The 24,329-nt window shown below is 63.6% G+C and carries 23 protein-coding genes and 1 tRNA gene; 14 read left to right on the plus strand and 10 right to left on the minus strand.

Annotation, left to right across the window (positions count from 1 at the left end):
- Positions 1-2: 2 nt before the first annotated feature.
- Positions 3-449, minus strand: a complete 447-nt coding sequence (locus tag H0241_RS29155; RefSeq protein WP_181061224.1) for an iron-sulfur cluster assembly scaffold protein — start codon at positions 447-449, stop codon at positions 3-5.
- A gap of 241 nt (positions 450-690) precedes the next feature.
- Here H0241_RS29155 and folE point away from each other — a divergent pair, with 241 nt between their 5' ends.
- The 3 genes from folE (at position 691) to H0241_RS29170 (ending at position 2,870) form a co-directional block, all read left to right on the plus strand.
- A complete protein-coding gene (gene folE / locus H0241_RS29160) occupies positions 691-1,341 on the plus strand; it encodes a GTP cyclohydrolase I FolE (protein ID WP_181061225.1) in 651 nt (216 codons plus the stop codon).
- A gap of 14 nt (positions 1,342-1,355) precedes the next feature.
- Entirely contained in the window at positions 1,356-1,814 is a 459-nt protein-coding gene (hisI, locus tag H0241_RS29165; protein ID WP_181061226.1) for a phosphoribosyl-AMP cyclohydrolase, read from the plus strand.
- Positions 1,815-1,898: 84 nt separating this feature from the next.
- Positions 1,899-2,870, plus strand: coding sequence for a patatin family protein (locus H0241_RS29170; RefSeq protein WP_181061227.1), 972 nt, complete (start codon positions 1,899-1,901; stop codon positions 2,868-2,870).
- Positions 2,871-2,880: 10 nt separating this feature from the next.
- Here H0241_RS29170 and recJ read toward each other — a convergent pair whose 3' ends face one another.
- The 5 genes from recJ to H0241_RS29195 form a co-directional block, all read right to left on the minus strand.
- Positions 2,881-4,665, minus strand: coding sequence for a single-stranded-DNA-specific exonuclease RecJ (gene recJ, locus H0241_RS29175; protein WP_181061228.1), 1,785 nt, complete (start codon positions 4,663-4,665; stop codon positions 2,881-2,883).
- A gap of 60 nt (positions 4,666-4,725) precedes the next feature.
- Entirely contained in the window at positions 4,726-5,709 is a 984-nt protein-coding gene (gene glpX, locus H0241_RS29180; RefSeq protein WP_181061229.1) for a class II fructose-bisphosphatase, read from the minus strand.
- A gap of 142 nt (positions 5,710-5,851) precedes the next feature.
- Positions 5,852-7,165 carry a homoserine dehydrogenase gene (locus tag H0241_RS29185; protein ID WP_181061230.1) on the minus strand — a complete coding sequence of 438 codons (1,314 nt, stop codon included), beginning with the start codon at positions 7,163-7,165 and terminating at the stop codon, positions 5,852-5,854.
- A 46-nt stretch (positions 7,166-7,211) separates the two neighbouring features.
- Positions 7,212-8,429, minus strand: a complete 1,218-nt coding sequence (locus H0241_RS29190; protein ID WP_023681615.1) for an LL-diaminopimelate aminotransferase — start codon at positions 8,427-8,429, stop codon at positions 7,212-7,214.
- Between the two features lie 84 nt (positions 8,430-8,513).
- Positions 8,514-8,921: a hypothetical protein gene (locus H0241_RS29195; protein ID WP_181061231.1), complete on the minus strand. Its 408-nt coding sequence runs from the start codon at positions 8,919-8,921 to the stop codon at positions 8,514-8,516.
- A gap of 97 nt (positions 8,922-9,018) precedes the next feature.
- Here H0241_RS29195 and H0241_RS29200 point away from each other — a divergent pair, with 97 nt between their 5' ends.
- From H0241_RS29200 to H0241_RS29220, 5 genes are all read left to right on the plus strand, one after another.
- Entirely contained in the window at positions 9,019-10,854 is a 1,836-nt protein-coding gene (locus tag H0241_RS29200; protein ID WP_181061232.1) for a PHA/PHB synthase family protein, read from the plus strand.
- Between the two features lie 326 nt (positions 10,855-11,180).
- The gene (locus tag H0241_RS29205; protein WP_235984540.1) at positions 11,181-12,302 is read left to right on the plus strand and encodes a YcbK family protein; all 1,122 of its coding nucleotides are present in this window, start codon (positions 11,181-11,183) and stop codon (positions 12,300-12,302) included.
- 444 nt (positions 12,303-12,746) lie between these two features.
- Positions 12,747-12,821 (plus strand) — tRNA-Glu (locus H0241_RS29210).
- A gap of 193 nt (positions 12,822-13,014) precedes the next feature.
- A complete protein-coding gene (locus tag H0241_RS36500; RefSeq protein ID WP_181061234.1) occupies positions 13,015-13,299 on the plus strand; it encodes a GcrA family cell cycle regulator in 285 nt (94 codons plus the stop codon).
- A gap of 192 nt (positions 13,300-13,491) precedes the next feature.
- Positions 13,492-13,743: a hypothetical protein gene (locus H0241_RS29220; protein ID WP_181061235.1), complete on the plus strand. Its 252-nt coding sequence runs from the start codon at positions 13,492-13,494 to the stop codon at positions 13,741-13,743.
- A 50-nt stretch (positions 13,744-13,793) separates the two neighbouring features.
- On the opposite strand, the gene H0241_RS29225 is transcribed toward H0241_RS29220, so the two are convergent.
- A complete protein-coding gene (locus tag H0241_RS29225) occupies positions 13,794-14,684 on the minus strand; it encodes an adenylate/guanylate cyclase domain-containing protein (RefSeq protein WP_181061236.1) in 891 nt (296 codons plus the stop codon).
- A gap of 430 nt (positions 14,685-15,114) precedes the next feature.
- On the opposite strand from H0241_RS29225, the gene H0241_RS29230 reads away from it, so the two are divergent.
- Complete coding sequence (locus H0241_RS29230) at positions 15,115-15,648, plus strand: hypothetical protein (RefSeq protein ID WP_235984541.1); 534 nt, start codon at positions 15,115-15,117, stop codon at positions 15,646-15,648.
- A 23-nt stretch (positions 15,649-15,671) separates the two neighbouring features.
- Here H0241_RS29230 and H0241_RS29235 read toward each other — a convergent pair whose 3' ends face one another.
- The 3 genes from H0241_RS29235 to H0241_RS29245 form a co-directional block, all read right to left on the minus strand.
- Positions 15,672-16,340, minus strand: coding sequence for a DUF2161 domain-containing phosphodiesterase (locus H0241_RS29235; protein WP_181061237.1), 669 nt, complete (start codon positions 16,338-16,340; stop codon positions 15,672-15,674).
- 63 nt (positions 16,341-16,403) lie between these two features.
- The gene (locus tag H0241_RS29240; RefSeq protein WP_181061238.1) at positions 16,404-17,645 is read right to left on the minus strand and encodes an ATP-binding protein; all 1,242 of its coding nucleotides are present in this window, start codon (positions 17,643-17,645) and stop codon (positions 16,404-16,406) included.
- Complete coding sequence (locus H0241_RS29245; RefSeq protein ID WP_181061239.1) at positions 17,642-18,367, minus strand: response regulator; 726 nt, start codon at positions 18,365-18,367, stop codon at positions 17,642-17,644. The genes H0241_RS29240 and H0241_RS29245 overlap by 4 nt, the downstream gene beginning before the upstream one ends.
- Positions 18,368-18,586: 219 nt before the next feature.
- On the opposite strand from H0241_RS29245, the gene H0241_RS29250 reads away from it, so the two are divergent.
- The 5 genes from H0241_RS29250 (at position 18,587) to H0241_RS29270 (ending at position 24,325) form a co-directional block, all read left to right on the plus strand.
- On the plus strand, positions 18,587-19,270 hold the full coding sequence (locus H0241_RS29250; RefSeq protein ID WP_181061240.1) for a hypothetical protein: 684 nt from the start codon (positions 18,587-18,589) through the stop codon (positions 19,268-19,270).
- 194 nt (positions 19,271-19,464) lie between these two features.
- Complete coding sequence (locus tag H0241_RS29255) at positions 19,465-19,665, plus strand: hypothetical protein (protein ID WP_235984542.1); 201 nt, start codon at positions 19,465-19,467, stop codon at positions 19,663-19,665.
- A 32-nt stretch (positions 19,666-19,697) separates the two neighbouring features.
- Positions 19,698-19,877, plus strand: coding sequence for an efflux RND transporter permease subunit (locus tag H0241_RS29260; protein WP_181061242.1), 180 nt, complete (start codon positions 19,698-19,700; stop codon positions 19,875-19,877).
- Between the two features lie 37 nt (positions 19,878-19,914).
- Positions 19,915-21,183: an efflux RND transporter periplasmic adaptor subunit gene (locus tag H0241_RS29265; RefSeq protein ID WP_181061243.1), complete on the plus strand. Its 1,269-nt coding sequence runs from the start codon at positions 19,915-19,917 to the stop codon at positions 21,181-21,183.
- Positions 21,184-21,187: 4 nt separating this feature from the next.
- Positions 21,188-24,325, plus strand: coding sequence for an efflux RND transporter permease subunit (locus tag H0241_RS29270; RefSeq protein WP_181061244.1), 3,138 nt, complete (start codon positions 21,188-21,190; stop codon positions 24,323-24,325).
- The last annotated feature ends 4 nt before the right edge of the window (positions 24,326-24,329 follow it).

Raw genomic sequence — 24,329 nt, forward strand, 5'->3', positions numbered from 1 at the left:
GGTCAAGCCGCCTGTTCGGCGCGTTTCTTCTCGATCTGGCCGATCGCATCGACGACCGCATCGAAGGTCAGCATGGTCGAGGCATGGCGCGCCTTATAGTCGCGCACCGGCTCCAGATATTTCAAATCGGCAAAGCGGCCTTGCGGCGGCGCGCCGTTTTCCTTCAGCATCTTCAGCATGGCGTCGCGCACCGCGCGCAATTCGTCGGCGCTGGCGCCAATGACATGCCGAGCCATGATCGAGGACGAGGCCTGGCCGAGCGCGCAGGCTTTTACGTCATGGGCGAAATCGGTGACGACGCCGTCATCCATCTTGAGGTCGACGGTTACCGTCGAACCGCACAATTTGGAATGAGCCCTGGCGCTCGCATCTGGATGATCGAGCCGGCCGATGCGTGCGATGTTTCCGGCAAAACCCAGAATTTTCGCATTGTAGACATCGTCAATCATATTTTTCCAATCCGTCGCCGCCAAGCGAACAGCGATTGCCGCTGTAGCGTCTTTCATTCGCCGGGCACGACCATATATAATGCTGGCAGTCGGGTATCGACAAGGCAACGCAAAGCCACCGTCCTTGCCCATTTCGTTCACGCCGCTTGCGGGCTGGAAACAGGGCGAGTTTTCAGCACCCGAAAGGTCGTGGTCCGTTCAACTCGTTCCTCCTGAGAGAGGAACTACGGGAGACGCCTTTATGGATGCCGTCATCAAGAAAATCATGCCCCCTTCCGACTATCTGGACAAGCCGGTCACCGACAGGCCGAGCGAAGCCGAGGTCGAGGCTGCCGTGCGCACGCTGTTGCGCTGGACCGGCGACAATCCGAACCGCGAGGGCCTGATCGACACGCCCAAGCGCGTCACCAAGTCCTTCCTCGAAATGTTCAACGGCTACGACATGTGCCCGGCCGAAGAACTTGGCCGCACCTTCGAGGAGGTCGCCGGCTATGACGACCTCGTCATCGTCAGGGACATCCAGTTCCATTCGCATTGCGAGCACCACATGGTGCCGATCATCGGCAAGGCGCATGTCGGCTATCTGCCGGACGGCAAGGTCGTCGGCTTGTCCAAGATCGCCCGCGTCGTCGATATCTTTGCCCATCGCCTGCAGACGCAGGAGGCCATGACCGCGCAGATCGCCGGCGTCATCCAGGACGTGCTCAACCCGCGCGGCGTCGCCGTCATGATCGAGGCCGAGCATATGTGCATGGCCATGCGCGGCATCCGCAAGCAGGGCTCAACCACGCTGACCTCGACCTTCACCGGCGTGTTCAAGGACACGCCCGAGGAACAGGTCCGTTTCGTCACCATGGTGCGCGGCCTCGAGGCCCCTCGTCGACATCGCTAGATCAAGGACCGGCGATGTCGGCACTACAGTTTCCCAAGGCTCCATCGGACAAGAAGGCTCTGGAAGAAGGCGCGGTGTTTTCACCGCGCTTCGATGCCAGCGGCCTCGTCACCGTCGTGGTCACCGACGCCGCTGACGGCATGCTGCTGATGGTCGCGCATATGAATACGCAGGCCCTGGCGCTGACGCTGGAGACCGGCATTGCACATTACTGGTCGCGCTCGCGCAACGCACTGTGGAAGAAGGGCGAAACATCAGGCAATCTTCAGACCGTCGTCGAGATGCTCACGGATTGTGATCAGGACGCCATATGGCTTCGCGTGAAAGTGTTGGGCCACGACGCAACCTGTCACACCGGCCGGCGTTCATGCTTTTATCGGACTGTGGGGCTGAACGACGGCAAAGCAACGCTTGCCGACGATGGTAGCACGCCGCTGTTCGATGCGGAAAAGACGTATCGGAAGCCAGCGTGAACCATTCAACAGTCGCAAACCACTCATATTCACTATTCTCAAACGTCCTTCCTGTAGAACGGACGCGGGACAAGGGAGATCATGATGCTCGAATGGGCGTCATTGCGTAACAGACCAGACATGCGGGAGGCCAATGGCCCCTCATCGTCCGGCGGCATGCCTGACCCGCAACCTGCGGGCAAGACAGGCATTTCGCTCGCGCTGGGCGGCGGCTGCGCACGCGGCTGGGCACATATCGGCGTCCTGCGCGCGCTCGACGAGGCCGGCATCGAAGTCTCGATGATCGCCGGCACCTCGATCGGCGCGCTGGTCGGCGGCTGCTATCTCGCCGGCAAGCTGGACGAGCTCGAGGAGTTCGCCCGCAGCCTGACCAAGCGCCGCATCTTCGGCCTGCTCGATCTCAATCTGCGCGGCAGCGGCCTGTTCGGCGGCATGAAACTGGACGCTAGGCTGCGCGAGCACATGGCCGGCATCCGCTTCGAGGACCTGACGAAACCCTTCGTCGCCGTTGGCGCGGAAATCCGCACCGGCCATGAAATCTGGCTGTCGAGCGGCTCGCTCATCACCGCCATGCGCGCTTCCTATGCGCTGCCCGGTGTGTTCGAGCCGGTGAATTGCAACGGCCGCATCCTGGTCGACGGCGCGCTGGTCAACCCCGTTCCGGTCTCGGTCTGCCGCGCCTACGAGCAGCCGCTGGTTGTCGCGGTCAACCTTCACTACGATCTGTTCGGCCGCGCCGCCGTCATCAAGCACAGCGCCGGGGAACTGCTCATCGAGAAGGATGCGCCTCGGCCAGGCCAGGCCGCCCCTGACCACCAGGCGCACCAGAGCCGTCTCGGCGTCACCGGCGTCATGGTCGAGGCCTTCAACATCATCCAGGACCGCATTTCGCGCGCCAGGCTCGCCGGCGATCCGCCCGACATGTCGCTGCAGCCGAAGCTCAGCCATATCGGCCTGACCGAATTCCACCGCGCCGACGAGGCCATCAGCCTCGGCTACCAGGCGACGATGGCGCAAATCGGCGAGTTGAAGCGGCTGCAGACGGTTCTGGCTTAATTCGGCGATCTCAGGCCTTTGCCGCATCGGTGATGCGAAACTGCACCGTGCGATTGCCGTTCCAGTAATTACCCGACAGCGAACCGGCGACATGGATCGTCTTGCCGCGGTTCTTGAACAGGAATTCGCCGAGCGCGGTATCAACGGCGCGAAAGGCGATGGCCTGGATGCGGCCGCCGCTTTCCGACTGCAGATCGGCGCGGATGTGGTTGGTGCCGACCGCCCGCGCGTCGGCCAACCGATGACGCGGCAGCGCGAACACCGGTGCGACATGGCCGGCGCCGAAAGGGCCGGCCTTTTCCAGCGCATCGAGCAGAGCGAGCGTCGCGCCTTCGGCCGCAAGCGCGCCGTCTACGGCCAGGCTTTCCTCATCCTGCAGCCGGAACACTTCGGCCGCCGCGCGCTCCTCGAAGAAGGCCCTCAGTTCTCCAAGCTTTGCGCGCTCCACAGTGATGCCGGCCGCCATGCCATGGCCGCCGCCCTTGACGATCAGCCCGGCATCGGCGGCTTCGCGCACCAGCCGCCCGAGGTCGAAGCCCGACACCGAACGGCCCGAGCCGGTGCCGATGCCATTGGCGTTGAAGGCGATGGCAAAGGCCGGCCGGCGCGCATGGTCCTTCAATCGCGAGGCGATTAGCCCGACAATGCCCGGATGCCAGCTGGTGCTGGCGGTGACGATGACGGCCGGGCCGCTGCCGCCGGCAAGCTCGGCATCGGCCTCGGCGCGCGCCGCGGCCAGCATCTCCAGTTCCATCTGCTGGCGTTCCTGGTTAAGCCGGTCGAGCGTCTCGGCAATTGTGCCGGCCTCGACCGGATCGTCGGTGGCGAGCAGCCGGCTGCCGAGAGCTGCATCGCCGATGCGCCCACCGGCATTGATGCGCGGTCCGATCAAATAAGCGAGATGAAAGGTGCTGATCGGCTCGCCGATGCGCGACACCCGCGCCAAGGCTGCCAGCCCCTCATTCTTCTGCTGGCGCGCCATCTGCAGCCCCTTGACCACGAAGGCACGGTTGACGCCGATAAGCGGTACCACGTCGCAGACGGTGGCCAGCGCTGCCAGGTCGAGCAGCGACAACAGGTCCGGCTGCGCGGCGTCGGGTAAGCGGTTGCGTAAAATTCTCGCCGTCTGCACCAGGGCGAGAAAGACGACACCGGCCGCGCACAGATGGCCCTGTCCCGACAGATCATCCTCGCGGTTAGGATTGACGACCGCGATCGCCTCCGGCAGCGCGCCGCCGACCTGATGGTGGTCGAGCACCACCACATCAGCGCCGGCGGCCTTGGCGGCGTCGATGGCGACGGCGCTGTTGGTGCCGCAATCGACAGTGACAATCAGGGTCGCACCGCGCGAGACCAAATCGCGCATAGCCTCCGGATTGGGGCCATACCCCTCGAAGATACGGTCCGGAATGTAGATTTCGGACGGCACGGAGAAATGCGTCAGGAAGCGTTTGAGCAGCGCCGACGAGGCGGCTCCGTCGACATCGTAGTCGCCGAAGATCGCCACCTTCTCCTTGCGCATTACCGCTTCGGCAATACGGGTCGCTGCCTTGTCCATGTCGGTCAGCGAGGCCGGATCCGGCAACAGGTCGCGGATGGTCGGATCGAGGAAGCGCTCGGCCTGATCGGCGGTGACGCCGCGCCCGGCGAGCACACGCGCGACGATGTCGGGCACGCCATGGCCCTGCGCGATGGCAAGCGCCGTCATATCCTGCCGCTCGCTCAACCGGTGTTCCCAGGAAACACCGGTCGCCGACTGCCTGACATCGAGGAAGAGGCGTTTGTCGCCCGTCATAGGACGCGTCGTCTGCAAATTGTCATTTCCGGCAATATGCGACGGCTAAACAGGAAAGTCTCAAAACTTTTCCAGATCCTGGTGACGCGCCTTGATCTCGCGCACAGTGCGCGACGACGAGCGCAGCACGATGGTGTGCGTGGTGATGTAGTTGCTGCCGAACTTGACGCCGGCCAGCATGTTGCCGTCGGTGACGCCGGTCGCTGCAAACAGCACATCGCCGCGCGCCATGTCCTCGGCGCGATAGATCCGTTTCGGATCGGCAATGCCCATTTTGGCCGCGCGCGCCACCTTTTCCTGTGTGTCGAGGATCAGCCGGCCCTGCATCTGGCCACCGGTGCAGCGCAGTGCCGCCGCCGCCAGCACGCCTTCCGGCGCGCCGCCGGTGCCGAGATAGATGTCGATGCCGGTCTCTTCCGGATCGGTGGTGTGGATGACGCCGGCGACATCGCCGTCGCCGATCAGCCGGATTGCAGCTCCGGTGGCGCGCACCGCCTCGATCAGCCTTTCGTGGCGCGGCCGATCGAGGATGCAGGCGGTGATTTCAGAAACGGCGACGCCCTTGGCCTTGGCCAGGCTGGCGATGTTTTCAGCCGGCGAGGCATCGATGTCGATGACGCCTTCATCGTAGCCCGGGCCGATGGCGATCTTGTCCATGTAGACGTCAGGCGCAAACAACAGGCTGCCCTTTTCGGCAATGGCGATGACGGCCAGCGCATTGGGCAAGTTCTTGGCGCAGATCGTCGTGCCTTCAAGCGGATCGAGCGCGATATCGACCGCCGGACCGATGCCGCTGCCGACTTCTTCGCCGATATAGAGCATCGGCGCCTCGTCGCGCTCGCCCTCGCCGATCACCACCGTGCCCTTGATGGCGAGGCGATTAAGCTCCTGCCGCATGGCGTCGACGGCGGCCTGGTCGGCGGCTTTTTCATCGCCGCGTCCGCGCAATCTGGCGGCCGCGACAGCGGCGCGCTCGGTGACGCGCACAACTTCCATGGTGAGTATCCGGTCGAGACCGGCGACAATGTTCTGGGCCACATTCATCGGGAGAAATCCTCGTTCACGACGCGCCTCCGCCAGGGGCGCGCTTCTTGTGTCAAAGCTCCATGACAAGGGCAAGACTTGCCGCGTCAATTTTTTGAAATCGCAGCAATATCAATCGATTGAACGAGAAAGATGACTTCTCTTACCCAGCCCGCTCGATGCGGATGACCTGCGGCTTGTCGGTGAGATGGCCGTCCTTGGTGATGCCGTCGACGGCCTTGCGCACGGCGGCTTCCGTGGTCTCGTGGGTGACCAGGATCACCGTCTTTTGCGCATCGGTTTCCGGTCCGGCCGCGTGCTGGACGATCGATTCCAGCGAAATGTCGTTGTCGGCCATGCGCTTGGCTATCGCGGCAAACACGCCGATGCGGTCGTGCACGGTCAGCCGGATGAAATAACCGCCGGCATGGCTGCGCATCTGCGCCTTCTTGTAGGGACGCAATTCCTTGGCCGGCAGGCCGAACACCGGACCATGCTGGAAGCCCGGCCGGCTCTTGGCGATGTCGGCGATATCGCCGACCACCGCCGAGGCGGTGGCGTTGCCACCGGCGCCGGGACCAGAGAGCAGAAGCTCGCCGAGAATGTCGGTTTCGATAGCGACCGCATTGGTCACGCCGTGCACCTGCGCGATCACCGAGGCCGTCGGCACCATGGTCGGGTGCACGCGCTGCTCGATGCCGCTGTCGGTGCGCTGAGCGACGCCGAGCAGCTTGATGCGGTAGCCAAGGTCGGCGGCGGCGCGGATGTCGGCCTGGCTGATGTTGGAAATGCCTTCCATGTAGATGTCGTTGGCGGCGATCCTGGTGCCGAAGGCGAGGCTGGTCAGGATCGACAATTTGTGCGCCGTGTCATGGCCCTCGATGTCGAAGGTCGGATCGGCTTCGGCATAGCCCAGCCGCTGCGCGTCCTTCAGGCACTCGTCGAATGAGATGCCCTCGGCTTCCATGCGGGTCAGGATGTAGTTGCAGGTGCCGTTGAGGATGCCGAACACGCGAGTAACGGAATTACCGGCCATCGCCTCGCGCATCGTCTTGATGACGGGGATGCCGCCGGCCACCGCCGCTTCGTAATTGAGCAGCACGCCCTTCTTCTCGGCGATTTCGGCAAGCGCCACGCCATGCTTGGCCAGCAGCGCCTTGTTGGCCGTGACGACATGGCGTCCGGCCTCCAGTGCTGCCTTCACCGACGAGCGCGCCGGCCCCTCGTCGCCGCCGATCAGTTCGACGAAGACGTCGATGTCGGCGGTCTGCGCCATCTTGACCGCATCGTCGAACCATTTGGCGGCGCCGAGATCGACGCCGCGATCGCGTTTGGGGTCGCGGGCCGAAACAGTCGTGACCACAACATCGCGGCCGCATTGGCGCGTCAGTTCGGCCGCCTTGTCGCGCAGCACGCGCGCCACCGAGGCGCCGACAGTGCCAAGACCCGCAATTCCAACACGCAACGCTTCAGCCATGTCCGGCGACGCCCCTCAAAACTCTGCTCAAATAAGATGTGCGGCCTTAGCGATGCGCGGCGAGCGGCACCACATTGTTCGGCTGCTTGGCGCTGGACGCCAGGAAGCGCTTGATGTTGCGCGCCGCCTGCCGGATCCGGTGCTCGTTTTCGACCAGCGCGATGCGCACATGGTCGTCGCCATGCTCGCCGAAGCCGATGCCCGGCGCCACCGCCACGTCGGCGTGCTCGATCAGGAGCTTGGAAAATTCGAGCGAGCCGAGATGCTTGAACGGCTCCGGGATCGGCGCCCAGGCAAACATCGAGGCCGCCGGTGCGGGAATGGTCCAGCCGGCGCGGCTGAAGGCGTCGACCATGACGTCGCGGCGCTTCAGATAGACCTCGCGCACTTCGGCGATGTCGGCGCCGTCGCCGTTGAGCGCATGAGCCGCCGCCACCTGGATCGGCGTGAAAGCGCCGTAGTCGAGATAGGATTTGACCCGGGTCAGCGCCGAGATCAGCCGCTCATTGCCGACGGCAAAGCCCATGCGCCAGCCGGGCATGGAAAAGGTCTTCGACATCGAAGTGAACTCGACGCAGACATCGATGGCGCCAGGCACCTGCAGCACCGAAGGCGGCGGATTGCCGTCGAAATAAATCTCCGAATAAGCGAGGTCCGACAGGATGATGATGTCGTTCTTCTTGGCGAAGGCAACGACGTCCTTGTAAAAATCGAGCGAGGCGACCAGCGCCGTCGGGTTCGACGGATAGTTGAGGATCAGTGCCAGCGGCTTCGGGATCGAGTGACGGACACCGCGCTCTAGCGCCGGAATGAACCCGTCATCCGGCTCGACCTGAAGCGAACGGATGACGCCGCCCGACATGATGAAGCCGAAGGCGTGGATCGGATAGGTCGGGTTGGGGCACAGGATCACGTCGCCGGGCGCGGTGATTGCCTGCGCCATGTTGGCGAAGCCTTCCTTCGAGCCGAGCGTGGCCACCACTTGCGTGTCCGGATTGAGCTTCACGCCGAAGCGGCGCTGATAATAGGCGGCCTGGGCGCGGCGCAGGCCAGGAATGCCACGCGAGGAGGAATAGCGATGCGTGCGCGGATCGCGCACCACTTCGCACAATTTGTCGACGATCGCCTTCGGCGTCGGCAGGTCCGGATTGCCCATGCCAAGGTCGATAATGTCGGCGCCGCGCGAGCGGGCACTGGCCTTCAGCCGGTTGACCTGCTCGAACACATAAGGCGGAAGCCGGCGGACCTTGTGAAATTCTTCCATGTCAGTTCCAGACGATTAGAATTGGCTTTGGCAGAGTGGCTAAGCGGACCTTGGAAAAGGCGGCTTTCGGCGCGCCATATAGCCCTATTTGCAGGTAGGGTCGAGGGCGGGGTCGCATTTGGCCTCGATCTGCTTCAGCGTATCGTTGCCGTGGTTCTTCGCCAGCGAGTTCAGCGCCGCCGGGCTGGCGGACTGGACACCGCCGCCTTTGCCCGCCTGCGCCTGCTGCTCGGCTTTCAACTGGTCAAGCTTGGCCTTGCTCTCCTCAGGCGTGAGCTGCTTTGCCGCCACTTGTGGCGGGATGTTGAGATTGGGATAGGAGCCGGTGTCCTGGGCGCCCTGGGTCAGGCCGACATCCATCCCGTTGCCGGTGTTGGCGCTCGTGCAACCGCCAGCCGCCAACAGCCCTGGCGCCAGACAGGCGATCGCAACCGCGATGCGGCAAAAGCGGCCTGCCCCCGAAAAATTGGTCTTGCCGGTGTTAATCGTCATATTGTTTTCCTGGCAGCCGGGGTACAGCGCATTGGACCCGGTCAGATGTCCCATGATAATATGTCAAGAAAACGCCTCGGGAGGAACCCCGCGAGCCATGTCCAAAACACCTGATTCGAGCAAAGCGGAAGATGATCAATCTTCGACCGTCGAGCAATATCTGGTGAAAGACCCGGAACGCTTCGCGTTGAACATGGCGCGCATGGTCGAACAGGCCGGCAAAGCGGCCTCCGCCTGGGCCGAGCCGCGCGAAAAGGGCGAGGTGCGCGATCACGTTGCCGAGCCCGTCGTCGACATGGTCAAAACCTTTTCCAAGCTCAGCGAATACTGGCTGGCCGACCCGCAGCGCGCGCTGGAAGCGCAGACGCGGCTGTTCGCCGGCTACATGACGGTCTGGGGCAACGCCATCCAGAAGGTCAGCTCGAATGCCGAAGCGCCGGACGATGCGGTCAAGCCCGAGCGTGGCGACAAGCGTTTTCAGGACCCCGAATGGGGCCGCAACGCGTTCTTCGATTTCCTCAAACAGGCCTATCTCGTCACCTCGCGCTGGGCAGCCGACCTGGTCGAGCACGCTGAAGGCCTCGACGACCACACCCGCCACAAGGCCAGCTTCTACGTCAAGCAGGTGTCCAACGCCATCTCGCCGTCGAACTTCATCCTGACCAATCCGGAGCTGTTTCGCGAAACCGTCGCCTCGAATGGCGAAAACCTGGTGCGCGGCATGAAGATGCTGGCCGAGGACATCGCTGCCGGCAAGGGCGACCTGAAGCTGAGGCAGGCCGACTATTCGCCCTTCGAGATCGGCAAGAATGTCGCGATGTCACCCGGCAAAGTGGTCGGCCGCAGCGATGTCGCCGAGATCATCCAGTACGATCCGATGACCGAAACGGTGCTCAAGCGGCCCCTGCTGATCTGCCCGCCCTGGATCAACAAATACTACATCCTCGATCTCAACCCGCAGAAATCCTTCATCCGCTGGGCGATCGAGCAAGGCCACACCGTCTTCGTCATTTCGTGGATCAACCCCGACGAGCGCCACGGCGCCAAGGGCTGGGAGGCCTATATCAGGGAAGGTCTGCAATACGGCCTCGACACGGTCGAGAAAGCCACCGGCGAGAAAGAGGTCAACGCCATCGGCTACTGCGTCGGCGGCACGCTTTTGGCGGCCGCCCTCGCGCTCCTGGCGCAGGAAGGCGACAACCGCATCAAATCGGCGACCTTCTTCACCACGCAGGTCGACTTCACCCATGCCGGTGACCTGAAAGTGTTCGTCGACGAGGACCAGGTGGCGGCGGTCGAAAAGTCGATGAACGAAAAGGGCTATCTCGACGGCACCAAGATGGCGACCGCCTTCAACATGCTGCGCTCGGGCGACCTGATCTGGCCCTATGTCATCAACAATTACATGCGCGGCAAGGATCCGCTGCCCTTCGACCTGCTTTACTGGAACGCCGATTCCACCCGCATGGCGGCAGCCAACCATTCCTTCTATCTGCGCAACTGCTATCTCGAGAACAATCTCACGCGCGGCGTGATGGAGCTTGCTGGCCGCATTGTGTCGCTCGCCGACGTCACCATCCCGGTCTACAACCTTGCGTCGAAGGAAGATCACATCGCGCCGGCGCTGTCGGTGTTTCTCGGCTCGCAATATTTCGGCGGCGACGTCGAGTATGTCATGGCCGGTTCCGGTCACATCGCCGGTGTCGTCAATCCGCCGGCGGCCAAGAAGTACCAGTACTGGACCGGCGGCAAGCCGGTGGGCGATTTTGGCCAGTGGTTCACCGCGGCGGTGGAGCATCCCGGCTCCTGGTGGACGCACTGGCAGCACTGGATCGAGACCCAGGACGACGCCCTCGTTCCGGCCCGCAAACCGGGCAAGCATATGAAAACCCTGGGTGATGCCCCCGGCACCTATGTCAAGGTGCGTGTGTAACGGACTGTAATGTCTGGTGAGTTGACGGGCCGGCAAAACGGGGCGAAATGGTGTCGTCAACCATTAAGAAGCCTCAATTCGCCTCCAACGAACGATTAATTCAGAGGCTTGCAGAATTGACACAAGTCTCGTTTCCGGTTTGGGAACACAAGGTTATTGGACGTGAACGTTTCGACGCCGCACCAATAGCAGCCGACCGGACACCGAGGGGGAATTTAGTTTTGAAATCAGTAGGATCGCGTCTCGCGGGGAGAGAGGGTCGCACTATAGCGGCAGCGCTTTTCTCCGTGCTTCTGGCGTCCTGCACCTCCGCCGGCGACCCGACAATGTCGGTCGGCATGCCCGGCTACAACGCCACCGCTTCTGACATTGCCGCAGCTTCCGGTACGACAACAACATCCGATTCGACCGCGCAGGTCACATCGACAGGGCCGCAAATGATGATGACGGCAGCGGGCGATGCTACGCTGCCGGAACAGGTCGCCTATGTGCCGATAGCCAAGCCCGGCACCAGCTTCCCCATCACCGTAGCCGCCGGCTCCGAAACCATCGCCGGCCAGACGCCGCAGTCGCTGCAGCAGCCGGCACAGACGGCGGCCGCAACGGATGACGTGGCGCAGAAGATTGCTACAGCCGATGCCGGCGTGACCGCACCGCAACCGACCGCCGCAGCACCTGCCAACGAGGTCTACGTGACGGCCGCCGCGCCCCAGCAGGTCGACGCGCCGAAGAAGGGCTTCCTCGCTTCGCTGTTCAGCACAGCACCGGCTTCGGCTGCACCCTCTCCGCTGATCAACTCCCGCTCGGGCGAACAGCCTGCGGTTACGGCCCAGCCCAAGCCGGCTCCGGCAAAGCCGATCGTCACGCTGGCCTCTGCCAGTTCGGCCGACAAGCCGGTGCAGCTGGCCTCGCTCGGCGATGACAGCAGCAACCACATCACCGGCAGCGACGCGCTGCCCGGCGTGCGCCAGACGGCGCTGTTCGAGATCAAGCGCAAATCCGGCATCGACGACGAAAGCGACGTCGATCTGAACGAGGACGAAGGCTCGGGCGGCGCCTATCAGGTGGCCTCCGCCGCCGGCCTCGCCCGGCTGGCGCCCAACGGCCTGTTGAAGCAGAACGAAAGCGTCGACGTCGCCTGCCTGAAGCCGTCGCTGGTGCGTGTGCTGAAGACGATCGAAGGCCATTACGGCCGCAAGATGACAGTCACCTCAGGCTATCGCGACCCGGCCCGCAACCGCCGCGCCAACGGCGCCAAGAATTCGCTGCACATGTATTGCGCCGCCGCCGACATCCAGGTGCCCGGCGTCTCCAAATGGGAACTGGCGAGCTACATCAGGACCATGCCCGGCCGTGGCGGCGTCGGCACCTACTGCCACACCGAATCCGTCCACGTCGACGTCGGCCCCGAGCGCGACTGGAACTGGCGCTGCCGCCGACGCGGCTAAGCGCCTCCATGCGGCCGACGGGCTGTCAGCAGCCCGCCGTTCCTTCCGGCTAGCAATCAGCTACGTTCGAGATTAGCCGAAGCCTCCCCGACTTCGTCATCCTTGGGCGTAGCGACGCGAAGCGGAGCGCAGACCCAAGGATCCATGCCGGGACCTCGGCCGCAGACCGCAGCGGTGCAGACTCTGCAGCGTGGCAAGGCTCGGAGGTCGCGGCATGGATCCTCGGGTCTGCGCCGCGTCGCTACGCTCCTTGCTCCGCCCGTGGATGACGATTGCTAGGGGCGTTCCGGCTAATCTCCGAAGGCGTGCGATGATAAGATCAGAAACCCACGCCTGGCTCACCGAAAACCGCCGTTCTTGCCCCTCTTGAAAAAAGTTGTCGCATCTGGCGGCTGATGGGTTGCCGGTTGGCAACAACGCAATTATAAGCCGCTTCGTCTGAGCGCGCCCATCGTCTAGCGGTTAGGACACCGCCCTTTCACGGCGGTAACAGGGGTTCGATTCCCCTTGGGCGTACCAGATCTTTCAATGACTTGATTATGATCTGATGTCTTCGGACCCGAAATGCATCTCCGCGTCGGCGCAGGTGTGACCTTGAGTCGCAAACTATTGGCTTCAAAAGCAGGGCGTCGGGGTTCATTGATGGTGCGACCAGCACCATATGCTGATCCAAAGCCCTCCAAAATGAGAGAAGCTAGCCCGACGGGTCGCATTGCGGCTGTCAGCCAGCAATGGCTGTGAACCAAGGAACCTCAAAACCATCATGCCTCAAAATGTCAGACTAACTTCGAGAGACGTCCCCCTCATTCAACTCGGCGTCCATCAGTGCCGCTTCCCGGTGAGCGAAGACCCGTCAGTACCTGGCGGCTACCGTTTTTGTGCAGGGGCAACTTCGCCGGATCGTGTCTACTGCGATCACCACCACACCATTGTGACCGCCGTGGACCCTCGTCGAGCCCGCCCGGGTCTCCAAATCCCCCAACGGCGCGCCGCCTAGGTTACGAAGCCACACAAGCCACCCCCTACCGACGCGTCACATCCCGGTAGCTTGTCCAATAGACAGCCGCAAGACAATCGCTGAATTTCACCAGGGGTGGAAACGCGCTGTTAACGTCGTTCGCGGGTGACGGTATGTCGGCGTCTGTTCGAAAGTGTAAGTTCCATTCGCTCTCAGCCGTGGAGGTCGGGAATGAACTTGCTGCGAACAGCGTTTTTGTGCACGGCCATCGTCGGCCTGGCAGGACTATCGGTCGTTCACGCGGAAGATAAGCCTGTTCCATCCAACGGCGCAGTGACGCCAGAGCAGCCGCCGGTTCATTGCGAAGGGCAAAATTGCCTGCCGCCGGCCGAGGACCACGTCGAGGAGTGCAAGGGGCAAGCTTGCACGCCGGCTCCCGCGACAAACCAGACGCCTGCTCCGGAGATCGAACAGGTCAAGTGAGCAGCATCAGCCGGCATCCTGGACTCCCCAGCGGAACAGGCGCCGCCGCGTCAGCCTGAGATAATTTCGTAGGTAAGGAGCTGAGCGTCGCTGAGGGACGACCTCCGTCCAGGCGAGATGACGCCGGAGCCGAACAGGAGAATGGATTCACGGCGCACGAACACTTCATGGTCGGGTCCAGTCGACACAAATGTGCCCGACGAACTTCGCTCAACAAGACCCGCCCTGCCGTTCGAAATGGTGAAGGTCGCGTGGTGCCTTGAGACCCAGGGCCGCGGGACGACAATATTGCATTCAGGAGATCGGCCGATGGTCACGAATTCGTTGTTGCGGCAAGATCGCAACTGATCTCCATAGTGGATGACCAGATTGATGTGCCTAGCCGGGGCGAACCGCCTATCGATAATGGTGCCCCGGCTGCCGATCTGCGTAGTGAGGGCCCCATCGTCGCTACCCAAGGTATAGACGTCGAAGGGCTCTTCCTTCCCCTTGAAGGGCATTTTGTCGAGAAGCCGCAAGGCACTGCGGTCCCCTGAGGAAAGGGCTTCGAAGAAGCTCTGGCTGATCAGCACCTCCCCCGGGTTGGCCGTGGTGGACAACCTTGCGGTGACATTGACAACGTCGCCGAATACTTCGCCTCGCGTGCGAATAACCGCCCCGAAGTGCAATCCGATCCGGGTGGTCAGCGACCCTTTCGTCAGTTGGCTGCTAATTTGACGGACGGCCCTCAGCGCCGCCTCTGGCCTCTCGAACAGGCTAAGCACATCATCGCCCTTCGAGTGTATGAAATCACCGCCGTGCCGGACGGCGATCTCGCGTATCGCGTCTAGGCAATCCGAGACCTGCTTCAGAGCGGCATCGTCGCCGATGCGCTCATAGAGCGGCGTGCTGCCCACCACATCGGCTAAGAGGACTGCGGCTAGAATTCTTTCCTGATCCATCGTCCTAAAGCTTCGGGCACCGACTTATCTCAACTGGATTTGCCACCCGTCCCGGAGTCCTTGTCCTTGCGGTCTCGGTGCTATGCTGCCGGCCAGCGGCTGACTTACGCGATCACCATAAGGGCACGCGGGCGACTCGGCTACGCTTTCCAAGCGGCGGACCTTACCCGCCTTTTGGCCGGCGCCTGCCCACCCAAGGTATCCCCTGGCGTCGGCCATTTTTCGACCTATCCTAAGCAACCGCTTGCCATGTGCCTGGGATCGCGCCAAGGGCCTGGAATAGAAACCGACGAACAAGCATTCCTCCCGTGATGCATCCGCCCTACGTTTGGCAACGCCGTCTTTACCGGCGGATGTCAAGGTCCAGCCGTCATTGTGCCTTCATCGATGACGGCGGATTGTGGCGGACGCCACGGGTGGGATCGGCAGGATGCGGGCTTGGGAGACATCGCAGGCGGACCGGTGGCAGGCCGGCGGCTGGAATGGGCTGCAAGCCTGCTTCCTCGCCCTGACGGCGATCTTGGTACAGCCGGCAGCGGCAGGCGAGAAAATCTCGCATGTGCTTGATCACACCAGCATAGCCCCCGCCTATGCCGGCGGATCGGATCTCATCACCGCCTATACGACGGGGATGGCGCGCAGCCGGCTGAACCTTGCGGGACGCGCCAGCCAGACCGGCCTGGCAGTCCCGCTCGAGCCATGGTCCTTGCGAGCGGAATTCCGGGCGCGGACATGGCGCGCGGCGGACGGCAGCCTGCTGCAGGGTTTTGCAGGCACTGGCGGCTTCCGGGTGACCGTCGGAAATTGCCTTGCCCGCTTTTGCGCCGCCAGCGAATGCAGCGATGTCGGTTGGCCGCTCTACAGCTGCAGCGACGGCCGCAAACGAAAGATGTCGGCCACCGACTTTGTGACGGCAAGTTTCGATGGCGTCTCCTACCGGCGGTTGAGCGCCGCCAAGGAGTAACGCTGAGGCACTGCGAAAAATCCTTACCCCTGGTCGTGCGCCACCTGCGGCCAGCGCTGCAACGCCGCATGACCACCCTCGGTCAGCGCATAGACCCCGCGCTCGGCCCTGGCGAACCATCCATACACATTGTCCAAGAGGATGCTGGCCGCGCGTGGCGAAATCGTTTTCAGATCGCGCGGGCGTTTCGGGCCATCGGTCATGGCGGCGGCGCAGGCCAGCGCATCCTGCCGGTAGGCGGTCATGATCGGCGCGCGCGAACCGCCGCCGACCACCGGATCGCCGCGCCTTCGCCGGTGTTCCTCCATCAGCCGCGAGCGTCGCTTCGGGTCACGGCGCGGCGCCAAGGCGGCTGGGCTGAGCAGCAGTTCGACCTCGCCCTTGCCGCTGACGGCCAAAAGCCCGAAGCCGAGCCGCCGGCAGAGCGCGCGAAAACGGCGGTCGTGTTCACGGCCCTTGCCGCGCGCCGACATGCGCGCCGCAAGCCACACCTCGTCGCAGGCCGCGGCGCGATCGACGCCTTGCAGCACGAGTTCCAGATTGAACTGCAGTTTCAGTTCGCAAATGACCAGCACCGGTGGCTCGCCATCGCGCACCGCCACGATATCGCAATTGCCGATTTCGCCCTTTACCGTGAATTCCAGGCTCTCAAGAAACCGCTTCACCGGGGCGTAGAGAGACGTTTCCTGCATGGCGCAGGCATAGCCGATTCGGACCCACCCGGCACAGGATTGCCGAAAGGCTAATGCCGCGCGCTAAACCGCCTTGAACACCACCGTCTGCAAAAGCCCGCCGCCGGACAAGTTTTCCAGCGTGATGGTTCCGCCATAGCGCTCGACGATTTCCTTGGCGATGGCCAAGCCCAGGCCGGCACCTGGGATCGACTGCCAGCGGGCGGGGTTGACGCGGAAGAACGGCTCGAACGCCTTGTTGAGCAATTCCGTTGGAATGCCGGGGCCATGATCGGCGATTGCCAAGACCGCACGGCCGTCGGTAGCGGTGAGCGAAACGCTGCAACCCTTGCCGTGCGTGGCGGCGTTGACGATCAGATTGCGCAACGCCCGGCGCAGGCCCAACGCCCCTGCCCGCACCGAGACCTTGTCGAGACGGTCGGCGGAAACCTGATGTCCGAGCGATCGCATCTCGGCCGCGATGTCGCGGACCAGCCTTTCCAGGTCGACCGGTTCGACCGCGTCCTGGTTGACCTCCTCGCGCACCAGCCGGATCGCGCTGTCGGCGATGCGGTCGAGTTCGTCGAGGTCGTGCAGCCATTTTTCACGGTCGTCGTCGAGGAATTCGGCGCGCAGCCGCATGCGCGTCATCGGCGTGCGCAGATCATGGCCGGCGGCGGCGACGAGCCGCATGCGGCTTTCCATCGCCGTTTTCAGCCGGGCGGAGAGCTGGTTCAGCGCATGTGCGGTCGCCTTGACCTCGGCCGACCCCACTTCCGGCACCGACGCCAGCACGCCGTCCGAGCCGATCTTGGAGACGGCGGCCTCCAGCATTTCCAGCGGCCGGATCAACACGGAGGTGAAATAGACGGACACTGCCGTGGCGCCGGCGACGATGAGCGAGATCCAACCGGCCAGAACCAGCCATTCGCGCCTTGGCGGCTTGACGTGCGGCACCTCCATGATCGCCCAGCGACCATCCGGCAACTGCACCGATGCGAGCTGGCCAGGTTCGTCCGCCTTCTCGCTGACGATGGCTGGGAGGTCGAAGCCCCGGCGGCGCAGTATGTCGTTGAGCATCGCCGTCTCGGCACGGGCGACCTTGCCGCCGGCGGGATGATCGGTGAACTGCACGTTCAGCACATCAGGGACAGGACCGGGCAGCAGCCGCACCACAAGTTCCATCTGCTGCGCAATCCAGGGCACGGTCAGTTCCGGTGGCGGCCCGCCGCCGCGCACGCTGATCACGGCGGTGGTAGCCAGGCCAACCACGCCGACGATCGAAGCGACCAGCAGGATGATCAGGCGCCGGCGCAGCGAATTCATGCCTCGGTCTCCGCCGTCTCGACGCGGGTGGTGAGCTGGTAGCCGCCATTGCGCACCGTCTTGAACAGCGGTTCCTCACCGGTCTCGGCAAACTTGCGGCGCAGCCGGCTCATCAAGACGTCGACGGATCGGTCGAGCGGATCGCGTTCGCGGCCTTGGGTGAGATCGAGCAGTTGGTCGCGCGACAACAGCCGGCCGGGCCGATCGAGAAACACCTGCAAGAGGTCGAATTCGGCGCCGGTCAGATCGACGGGAACCCCTTCCGCATCCGTCACCTTGCGGATGTCTGGCTCCAGAGTGTAGCTGGCGAAGCGGTAGATGCGCGCGCGCGGTGCCGCAAACTCCTCAGGTGCTGCCCGACGCAGCACGGCGCGGATGCGGGCGGTGAGCTCACGCGGGTTGAACGGCTTGCCGATATAGTCGTCTGCGCCGAGTTCCAGGCCGATGATGCGGTCGACATCCTCTTTCAGCGCCGTCAGCAGGATGATCGGAATATGCGGTTTGCGGTCGCGCAGTCCCCGGCAGATATCAAGCCCGGAGCCATCGGGCAGCATGACGTCGAGCACGATCAGGTCGAATTGGCCGGCGCCGAGCTTCTGTTCGCATTCGCGGCGGTCCGCCGCCATCGAAACGCGAAAGCCCTGGCCGTCGAGATAGCGCCCGAGCAGCGTCCTGATCTCGCGGTCGTCGTCGACGACGAGGATATGGGGTTGCGATTGCATTGCCTGCGATGTGCCCTTTGCCGGTTTATGACGCCGATTATAGGCAAGCCGCCGGCGCACAGCAGATAAAATTGCAACCGAATGTTGCCAGCAATCCGGCAGAAACATTCCGAAACAAATCTCCCTTTGCTGGAAACCTTCGGCAACACACCGAAGCAAAGCGGAAAAAGAGGCCCCCTATTCTGCTGCCATCCGATGCATGTGGGAAAGGATTACGTCATGCAAAGCAGACTTCTGGCGCTCGGCTTGTTCTCCGCGGTCGCCATTCATCCCGCCCTTGCGCAGCAGGCCGGCCCCGCGCCCGGCGAGCAGCCACAAATCCTGGCGCTGCAGGACGACCCGGACCAAGGTACCCCGGATCAAGGTCCTTGGCCGCACCGGCCGACATGGCACGGCCCGGAAGGCTTCGGCCTGCATCGCATGGGCCCACCGCCGCAATTGCTCGCGGCTCGGCTTGCTGCGCTCGAAACCCGCATCGGCGTGCGCAGCGAACAGCTCGATGCCTGGCGCGACTATACCAGCGCGCTGCAGGCGGTGCTGGCGCCGCCCGGGCCCGATCATGGCTTCGGTGGCTCCGGTGGTCGCGGTCCCGATGGAAGTGGCGCGGAGGACCACGGCGGCAAAGCCGATCAGGGTCCCCGCGATCCCTTTGCCTTCCAGGAAAGACTGGCCGACGATGTTACCAAGCGTGGCGCGGCGGCCGCCAAGTTGAAGGACGCGATCGCAGCGCTGCGCACCAAACTGACGCCCGAACAGCTTGAAATACTTGCCTCGGCGGAGCCACCTCACGGCCCACCCCCCGGTCCCTGGGGCCATCCGCCGGACGCTGCCGGTCCAGGAGGTCTGCCTGGCCATGACAGACACGCTCCCAATGCCCTACCCCGGACTGACGAGCAACTCTGACCGGCTGCGCCGGCCGGCCCGCTGCCCCCCGGTCTCGGGCCGGCCGGTTTCACCCCAAGAGCAATTCCAGGAAAAGTGTGAAGCGGTTTTCCCGGGAAAAGCGCGGAGCGCTTTCCCTAGGGAATTGCGTAAAGCAATGTGGTCGGTTCCGGCCGTCATCAAGCAACGAAAGCACGACAATGTGGGAAGCCCTGATGATGCTGCGGCTGATCGCGGCGTATGGCCCAGTCGGTGGCCGAGTCGGTTCGCCCGGCCATGGCGCGCGAACCGTGCAGCCGACGCTGCCGGCGGACACGCTTAAGGGTGAGATTCGGCTGAACTTCGCCGCCTGGCGCCTGTCGCTGCCGCTTTCGACACAGTCGAGCGCCGCCCTTCGTGACAAGAAAATTGCGTAAAGTCCGCCCATTGCAGATCACGGCCAAAGCGCTTGGCGCAATGCCGTTTGTTGGCCTATTGGTGTGCTGGGCATCGCGGCCAAGACTTAATTCTGCTTGTCGAATACGCCCTGGTCGCCGAGAAGGAGCGCAAGATGAGCCGCTTCGAGGCATTGCTCGACGCCGCGCGCAAGCGGGCGCAGCCGACTGCCATGACCTTCCGATTGCCATGACCTTCGACTGCAACTCCAGCGAAAGATGATCGACGCCATGCCCCTCCCATCCAGCCGGTCCTATCTGCCGTCGCGCCTTTTCGCCTCCTGGGTCGCGATGCTGGGTGCCGCGCTCTTTCTCGCATCCTGTTCGCAAGAAGAGGGCAAAGCCCCGGCAGGTATGGGCGCTGCCGGCCGGCCTGAGGTCGGTGTCGTCACGTTGCATCCGCAGTCGGTTGCCATCACCGCCGAACTGTCGGGACGCACAACCGCTTCGCTGACCGCCGATGTACGCCCGCAGGTGAATGGCATCATCCAGGCCCGGCTTTTCCAGGAAGGCAGCGAGGTCGTGGTCGGCCAGCCGCTCTATCTCATCAACCCAGCGAGCTACCAGGCAGCCCTGGACAGCGCGAAAGCTGCGCAGCAGAAGGCCGAAGCCGCGGTGCCTACCGCTCAGTCCAAGTTCGACCGCTACGCCGGCCTGCTAGCGCAAAAGGTGGTCTCGCAGCAGGATTACGACGACGCTGCCGCGACGCTGGCACAGGCGCAGGCGGATGTGGCGTCGGCCAAGGCGAGCGTGGAAACCGCGCGCATCAATCTCGACTACACCAAGATCACCGCGCCGATCGCCGGCCGCATCGACAAGTCGTCGCTGACGCCGGGAGCGCTCGTCACCGCCAACCAGGACACCGTGCTCACCACCATCCGCGCGCTCGATCCGATCAATGTCGATGTCACGCAATCAAGCACCAATCTGCTCAATTTGCGCCAGGCCATCAATGAAGGCCGGCTGAAGTTCAGCGGCCCCAATGTCAGCGTCAAGCTGAAGCTCGACAACGGCACCGTCTATACACAGACCGGCAAAATGGAATTCGCCGGCGCCAATGTCGACCAGTCCACCGGCACCTTCGCGCTGAGAGCGCAGTTTCCCAACCCGGAGCGCCTGTTGCTGCCCGGCATGTATGTGCGCGCGCTCGTCGAAGAAGGCGTCGCCCAGAACAGCTTCCTGGTGCCGCAGCGCGCCGTCAGCCGCAACACCAAGGGTGAAGCGACCGCCATGGTCATCAACGCTGCCGGCAAGGTCGAGCAACGTGTACTCGCCGTGCGCAACAGCGTCGGCAACAGCTGGCTGGTGGATTCCGGCGTCGGCGATGGCGACCGCGTCATCGTCGAAGGCGTGCAGCTGGTACGCCCCGGCGGCGATGCGACGGGCGTCGAGGTGACGATCGACGAGGCAACCGGCGAGGTCAAGGACCGCGCGCAGACCTCCTCGGCCGTGCCTGCCGCCTCGGAAGTGGCGGCCAACGCCCAGAAGACCGGGAACTGAGCCGATGTCCGCATTCTTCATCAACCGGCCGATCTTCGCCTGGGTGATCGCCATCGTGATCATGCTGGGCGGCCTGCTCGCGCTCACCACGCTGCCGATCTCACAATACCCGCAGATTGCGCCGACCACGGTCAACATCAGCGCTACCTATCCAGGTGCTGACGCGCAGACGGTCGAAAACTCGGTGACCAAGGTCATCGAGCAAGGCATGACCGGCATCGACAATCTCGACTACATGACGGCAACGTCGACCTCGACCGGTGCGGCCTCGATCACGCTGACCTTCACCACCGCCGCCGATCCCGATACCGCGCAGGTGCAGACCCAGAACAAGCTGCAGCTGGTGCAGTCGCAGCTGCCGCAGGTGGTGCAGAGCAACGGCATCACCGTCTCCAAATCCTCGACCGGCTTCCTGATGGTCATCGGCTTCGTCTCCAGCGACGGCAAGATGAACTCGACCGACCTTGCCGACTATGTCGACTCCACCATCAATGACACGCTGAAGCGCGTCGAAGGCGTCGGCTCGACGCAGCTTTTCGGGTCCGGCTATGCCATGCGCATCTGGCTCGACCCCGACCAGCTCGCCAAATATGCCCTGATGCCGAGTGACGTGGCCGCCGCGATCGAGGCGCAGAATACGCAGGTGTCGGCCGGCCAACTCGGCGGCCTGCCGCAACGCAAGGGCCAGCAGCTCAATGCCACGGTGACCGCCAAGAGCCGGCTGCAGACCGCCGAACAGTTCCGCAACATCATTCTGAAGAGCCAGACCGATGGTTCGCTGGTGCGGCTCAACGATGTCGCCACCGTCCAGCTCGGCGCCGAAAGCTATACGACGCAGGCCAATTTCAACGGCAAACCGGCAGCCGGCGTCGCCATCAACCTGGCGACCGGCGCCAACGCCATCAGCACGGCGGAAGCGGTGCGCACGACCATAAACCGCCTGAGCTCGACCTTCCCGCAAGGGGTCGAGGTCGTCTACCCCTACGACACCTCGCCCTTCGTGCGGCTGTCGATCGAGGAGGTGGTCAAGACGCTGCTCGAGGCGATCGTGCTGGTGTTCCTGGTGATGTTCGTCTTCCTGCAGAATCTGCGCGCCACCATCATCCCGACCATCGCCGTGCCGGTGGTGCTGCTCGGCACATTCGGCGTGCTCTCCTTCTTCGGCTATTCGATCAATACGCTGACCATGTTCGCCATGGTGCTGGCCATCGGCCTGCTCGTCGACGACGCCATCGTCGTGGTCGAAAATGTCGAGCGCGTCATGCAGGAGGAAGACCTGTCGCCGAAGGAGGCGACGCGCAAATCGATGAACGAGATCACCGGCGCGCTGGTCGGCATCGCCACCGTGCTCTCGGCGGTGTTCGTACCGATGGCCTTCTTCGGCGGCTCGACCGGCATCATCTATCGGCAGTTCTCGGTGACCATCGTTTCGGCAATGGTGCTGTCGGTGCTGGTAGCACTCGTGCTAACGCCGGCGCTGTGCGCCACCATCTTGCGGCGGCCAAAGGACCACGCGACGCAGACCGGTCCGTTCGGCTGGTTCAACCGCGTCTTCGACCGCGGCACGACCGCCTATCGCGACGGCTCGCACGGCATCATCAACCGCTCCTGGCGTTTCCTCGCCGTCTTCCTCGCCATCGTCATCGCCATGGGCTGGATGTTTGCCCGGCTGCCGAGCTCTTTCCTGCCGGAAGAGGACCAGGGCATCCTGATCACCAGCGTGCAATTACCGGTCGGCGCAACGCAGGACCGCACGGAGCGCGTGCTGAAGCAGGTCACCGATCACTATCTCAACGACGAAAAGGACGCGGTCGCAGGGGTGTTCACCGCCTCCGGCTTCGGCTTCGGCGGCGCCGGACAAAATGTCGGCATCGCGTTCGTGCCGCTGAAGGAATTCAGCCAGCGCTCATCGCCGGCCTTGGCGGCGCAAGCGGTCGCCGGCCGCGCCATGGGCGCCTTCCGCAAGATCAGGGATGCGCAGGTCTTTGCCCTCGCCCCGCCCGCCATCCAGGGTTTTGGCAACACCAACGGCTTCGACTTCTACCTGCAGGACGTCAACGGCGCCGGCCACGATGCCCTGATCCAGACCCGCAACCAGCTCCTGGGACTTGCCGCGCAGAGCAAGCTGCTCACCGCCACAAGGCCCAATGGCCAGGAGGACCAGCCGCAATTTTCGGTCGACATCGACCAGGAGAAAGCCAGCGCGCTTGGCGTCAACCTCGCCGACATCAACAACACGCTGTCGGCTGCCTGGGGCAGCGACTACGTCAACGATTTCATCGATCGCGGACGGGTCAAGCCGGTCTATTTGCAGTCGGACCCGAACTTCCGCATGCAGCCGGAAGACCTGGACAAATGGCAGGTCCGCAACTCCGCCGGCACCATGGTGCCGTTCTCCTCCTTCGCCTCCAGCCACTGGACATTCGGTTCGCCGCGGCTCGAACGCTACAATGGCTCGGCCGCGGTCGAGATCCAGGGCGCTGCGGCCGCCGGTATCAGTTCGGGCGCCGCCATGGACGAGATCGACAAACTCGTGGCGCAGCTGCCGCCCGGCTACTCGCATGAATGGACCGGGCTGTCGCACCAGGAACGGCTTTCCGGCAACCAGGCGCTGTCGCTCTACGCTATCTCGGCCCTCGTCGTGTTCCTGTGCCTGGCGGCACTTTATGAGAGCTGGTCTATCCCATTCGCGGTCATGCTGTCGGTGCCGATCGGCATCTTCGGCGCGCTCTTGGCGGCAAGCCTGTTCGGCCAGACCAACGACGTCTATTTCAAGGTCGGCCTGCTGACCACGATCGGCCTCGCCGCCAAGAACGCCATCCTCATCGTCGAGTTCGCCATCGAACGGCAGGCAGCCGGCATGGGTCTCGTCGAGGCGACACTGGAAGCGGCGCGACAGCGATTGCGGCCGATCCTGATGACGTCGCTGGCCTTCATCCTCGGCGTCACGCCACTGGCGATTGCCAACGGCGCAGGCTCAGGCGCGCAGAACTCCGTCGGCATCGGCGTCATGGGCGGCATGATCGCGGCGACGGTGATCGGCGTATTCCTGGTGCCGCTGCTGTTCGTCACGGTGCGGCGCATCTTTAGGGGCAACGCGGCTAAACAGAGCGAAGCGACAGCAGCAGCCAACCAGCAATAAGGGT

Source organism: Mesorhizobium neociceri (assembly GCF_013520985.1).
Taxonomy (GTDB): domain Bacteria; phylum Pseudomonadota; class Alphaproteobacteria; order Rhizobiales; family Rhizobiaceae; genus Mesorhizobium; species Mesorhizobium neociceri.

Bases quoted from the DNA above. Each gene is read 5' to 3' on its own strand.
- H0241_RS29220 (WP_181061235.1), top strand. From the start codon at position 13,492: ATGAACTTGCTGCGAACAGCGTTTTTGTGCACGGCCATCGTCGGCCTG.
- H0241_RS29235 (WP_181061237.1), bottom strand. From the start codon at position 16,340: ATGCAGGAAACGTCTCTCTACGCCCCGGTGAAGCGGTTTCTTGAGAGC.
- H0241_RS29265 (WP_181061243.1), top strand. From the start codon at position 19,915: ATGCCCCTCCCATCCAGCCGGTCCTATCTGCCGTCGCGCCTTTTCGCC.
- H0241_RS29230 (WP_235984541.1), top strand. From the start codon at position 15,115: ATGCGGGCTTGGGAGACATCGCAGGCGGACCGGTGGCAGGCCGGCGGC.
- H0241_RS29185 (WP_181061230.1), bottom strand. From the start codon at position 7,165: ATGGCTGAAGCGTTGCGTGTTGGAATTGCGGGTCTTGGCACTGTCGGC.
- H0241_RS29190 (WP_023681615.1), bottom strand. From the start codon at position 8,429: ATGGAAGAATTTCACAAGGTCCGCCGGCTTCCGCCTTATGTGTTCGAG.
- H0241_RS29250 (WP_181061240.1), top strand. From the start codon at position 18,587: ATGCAAAGCAGACTTCTGGCGCTCGGCTTGTTCTCCGCGGTCGCCATT.
- H0241_RS29170 (WP_181061227.1), top strand. From the start codon at position 1,899: ATGCTCGAATGGGCGTCATTGCGTAACAGACCAGACATGCGGGAGGCC.
- glpX (WP_181061229.1), bottom strand. From the start codon at position 5,709: ATGAATGTGGCCCAGAACATTGTCGCCGGTCTCGACCGGATACTCACC.
- H0241_RS29270 (WP_181061244.1), top strand. From the start codon at position 21,188: ATGTCCGCATTCTTCATCAACCGGCCGATCTTCGCCTGGGTGATCGCC.
- hisI (WP_181061226.1), top strand. From the start codon at position 1,356: ATGTCGGCACTACAGTTTCCCAAGGCTCCATCGGACAAGAAGGCTCTG.
- H0241_RS29205 (WP_235984540.1), top strand. From the start codon at position 11,181: ATGTCGGTCGGCATGCCCGGCTACAACGCCACCGCTTCTGACATTGCC.
- H0241_RS29225 (WP_181061236.1), bottom strand. From the start codon at position 14,684: ATGGATCAGGAAAGAATTCTAGCCGCAGTCCTCTTAGCCGATGTGGTG.
- folE (WP_181061225.1), top strand. From the start codon at position 691: ATGGATGCCGTCATCAAGAAAATCATGCCCCCTTCCGACTATCTGGAC.
- H0241_RS29245 (WP_181061239.1), bottom strand. From the start codon at position 18,367: ATGCAATCGCAACCCCATATCCTCGTCGTCGACGACGACCGCGAGATC.
- H0241_RS29200 (WP_181061232.1), top strand. From the start codon at position 9,019: ATGTCCAAAACACCTGATTCGAGCAAAGCGGAAGATGATCAATCTTCG.
- H0241_RS29155 (WP_181061224.1), bottom strand. From the start codon at position 449: ATGATTGACGATGTCTACAATGCGAAAATTCTGGGTTTTGCCGGAAAC.
- H0241_RS29195 (WP_181061231.1), bottom strand. From the start codon at position 8,921: ATGACGATTAACACCGGCAAGACCAATTTTTCGGGGGCAGGCCGCTTT.
- H0241_RS29240 (WP_181061238.1), bottom strand. From the start codon at position 17,645: ATGAATTCGCTGCGCCGGCGCCTGATCATCCTGCTGGTCGCTTCGATC.
- H0241_RS29255 (WP_235984542.1), top strand. From the start codon at position 19,465: ATGATGCTGCGGCTGATCGCGGCGTATGGCCCAGTCGGTGGCCGAGTC.
- recJ (WP_181061228.1), bottom strand. From the start codon at position 4,665: ATGACGGGCGACAAACGCCTCTTCCTCGATGTCAGGCAGTCGGCGACC.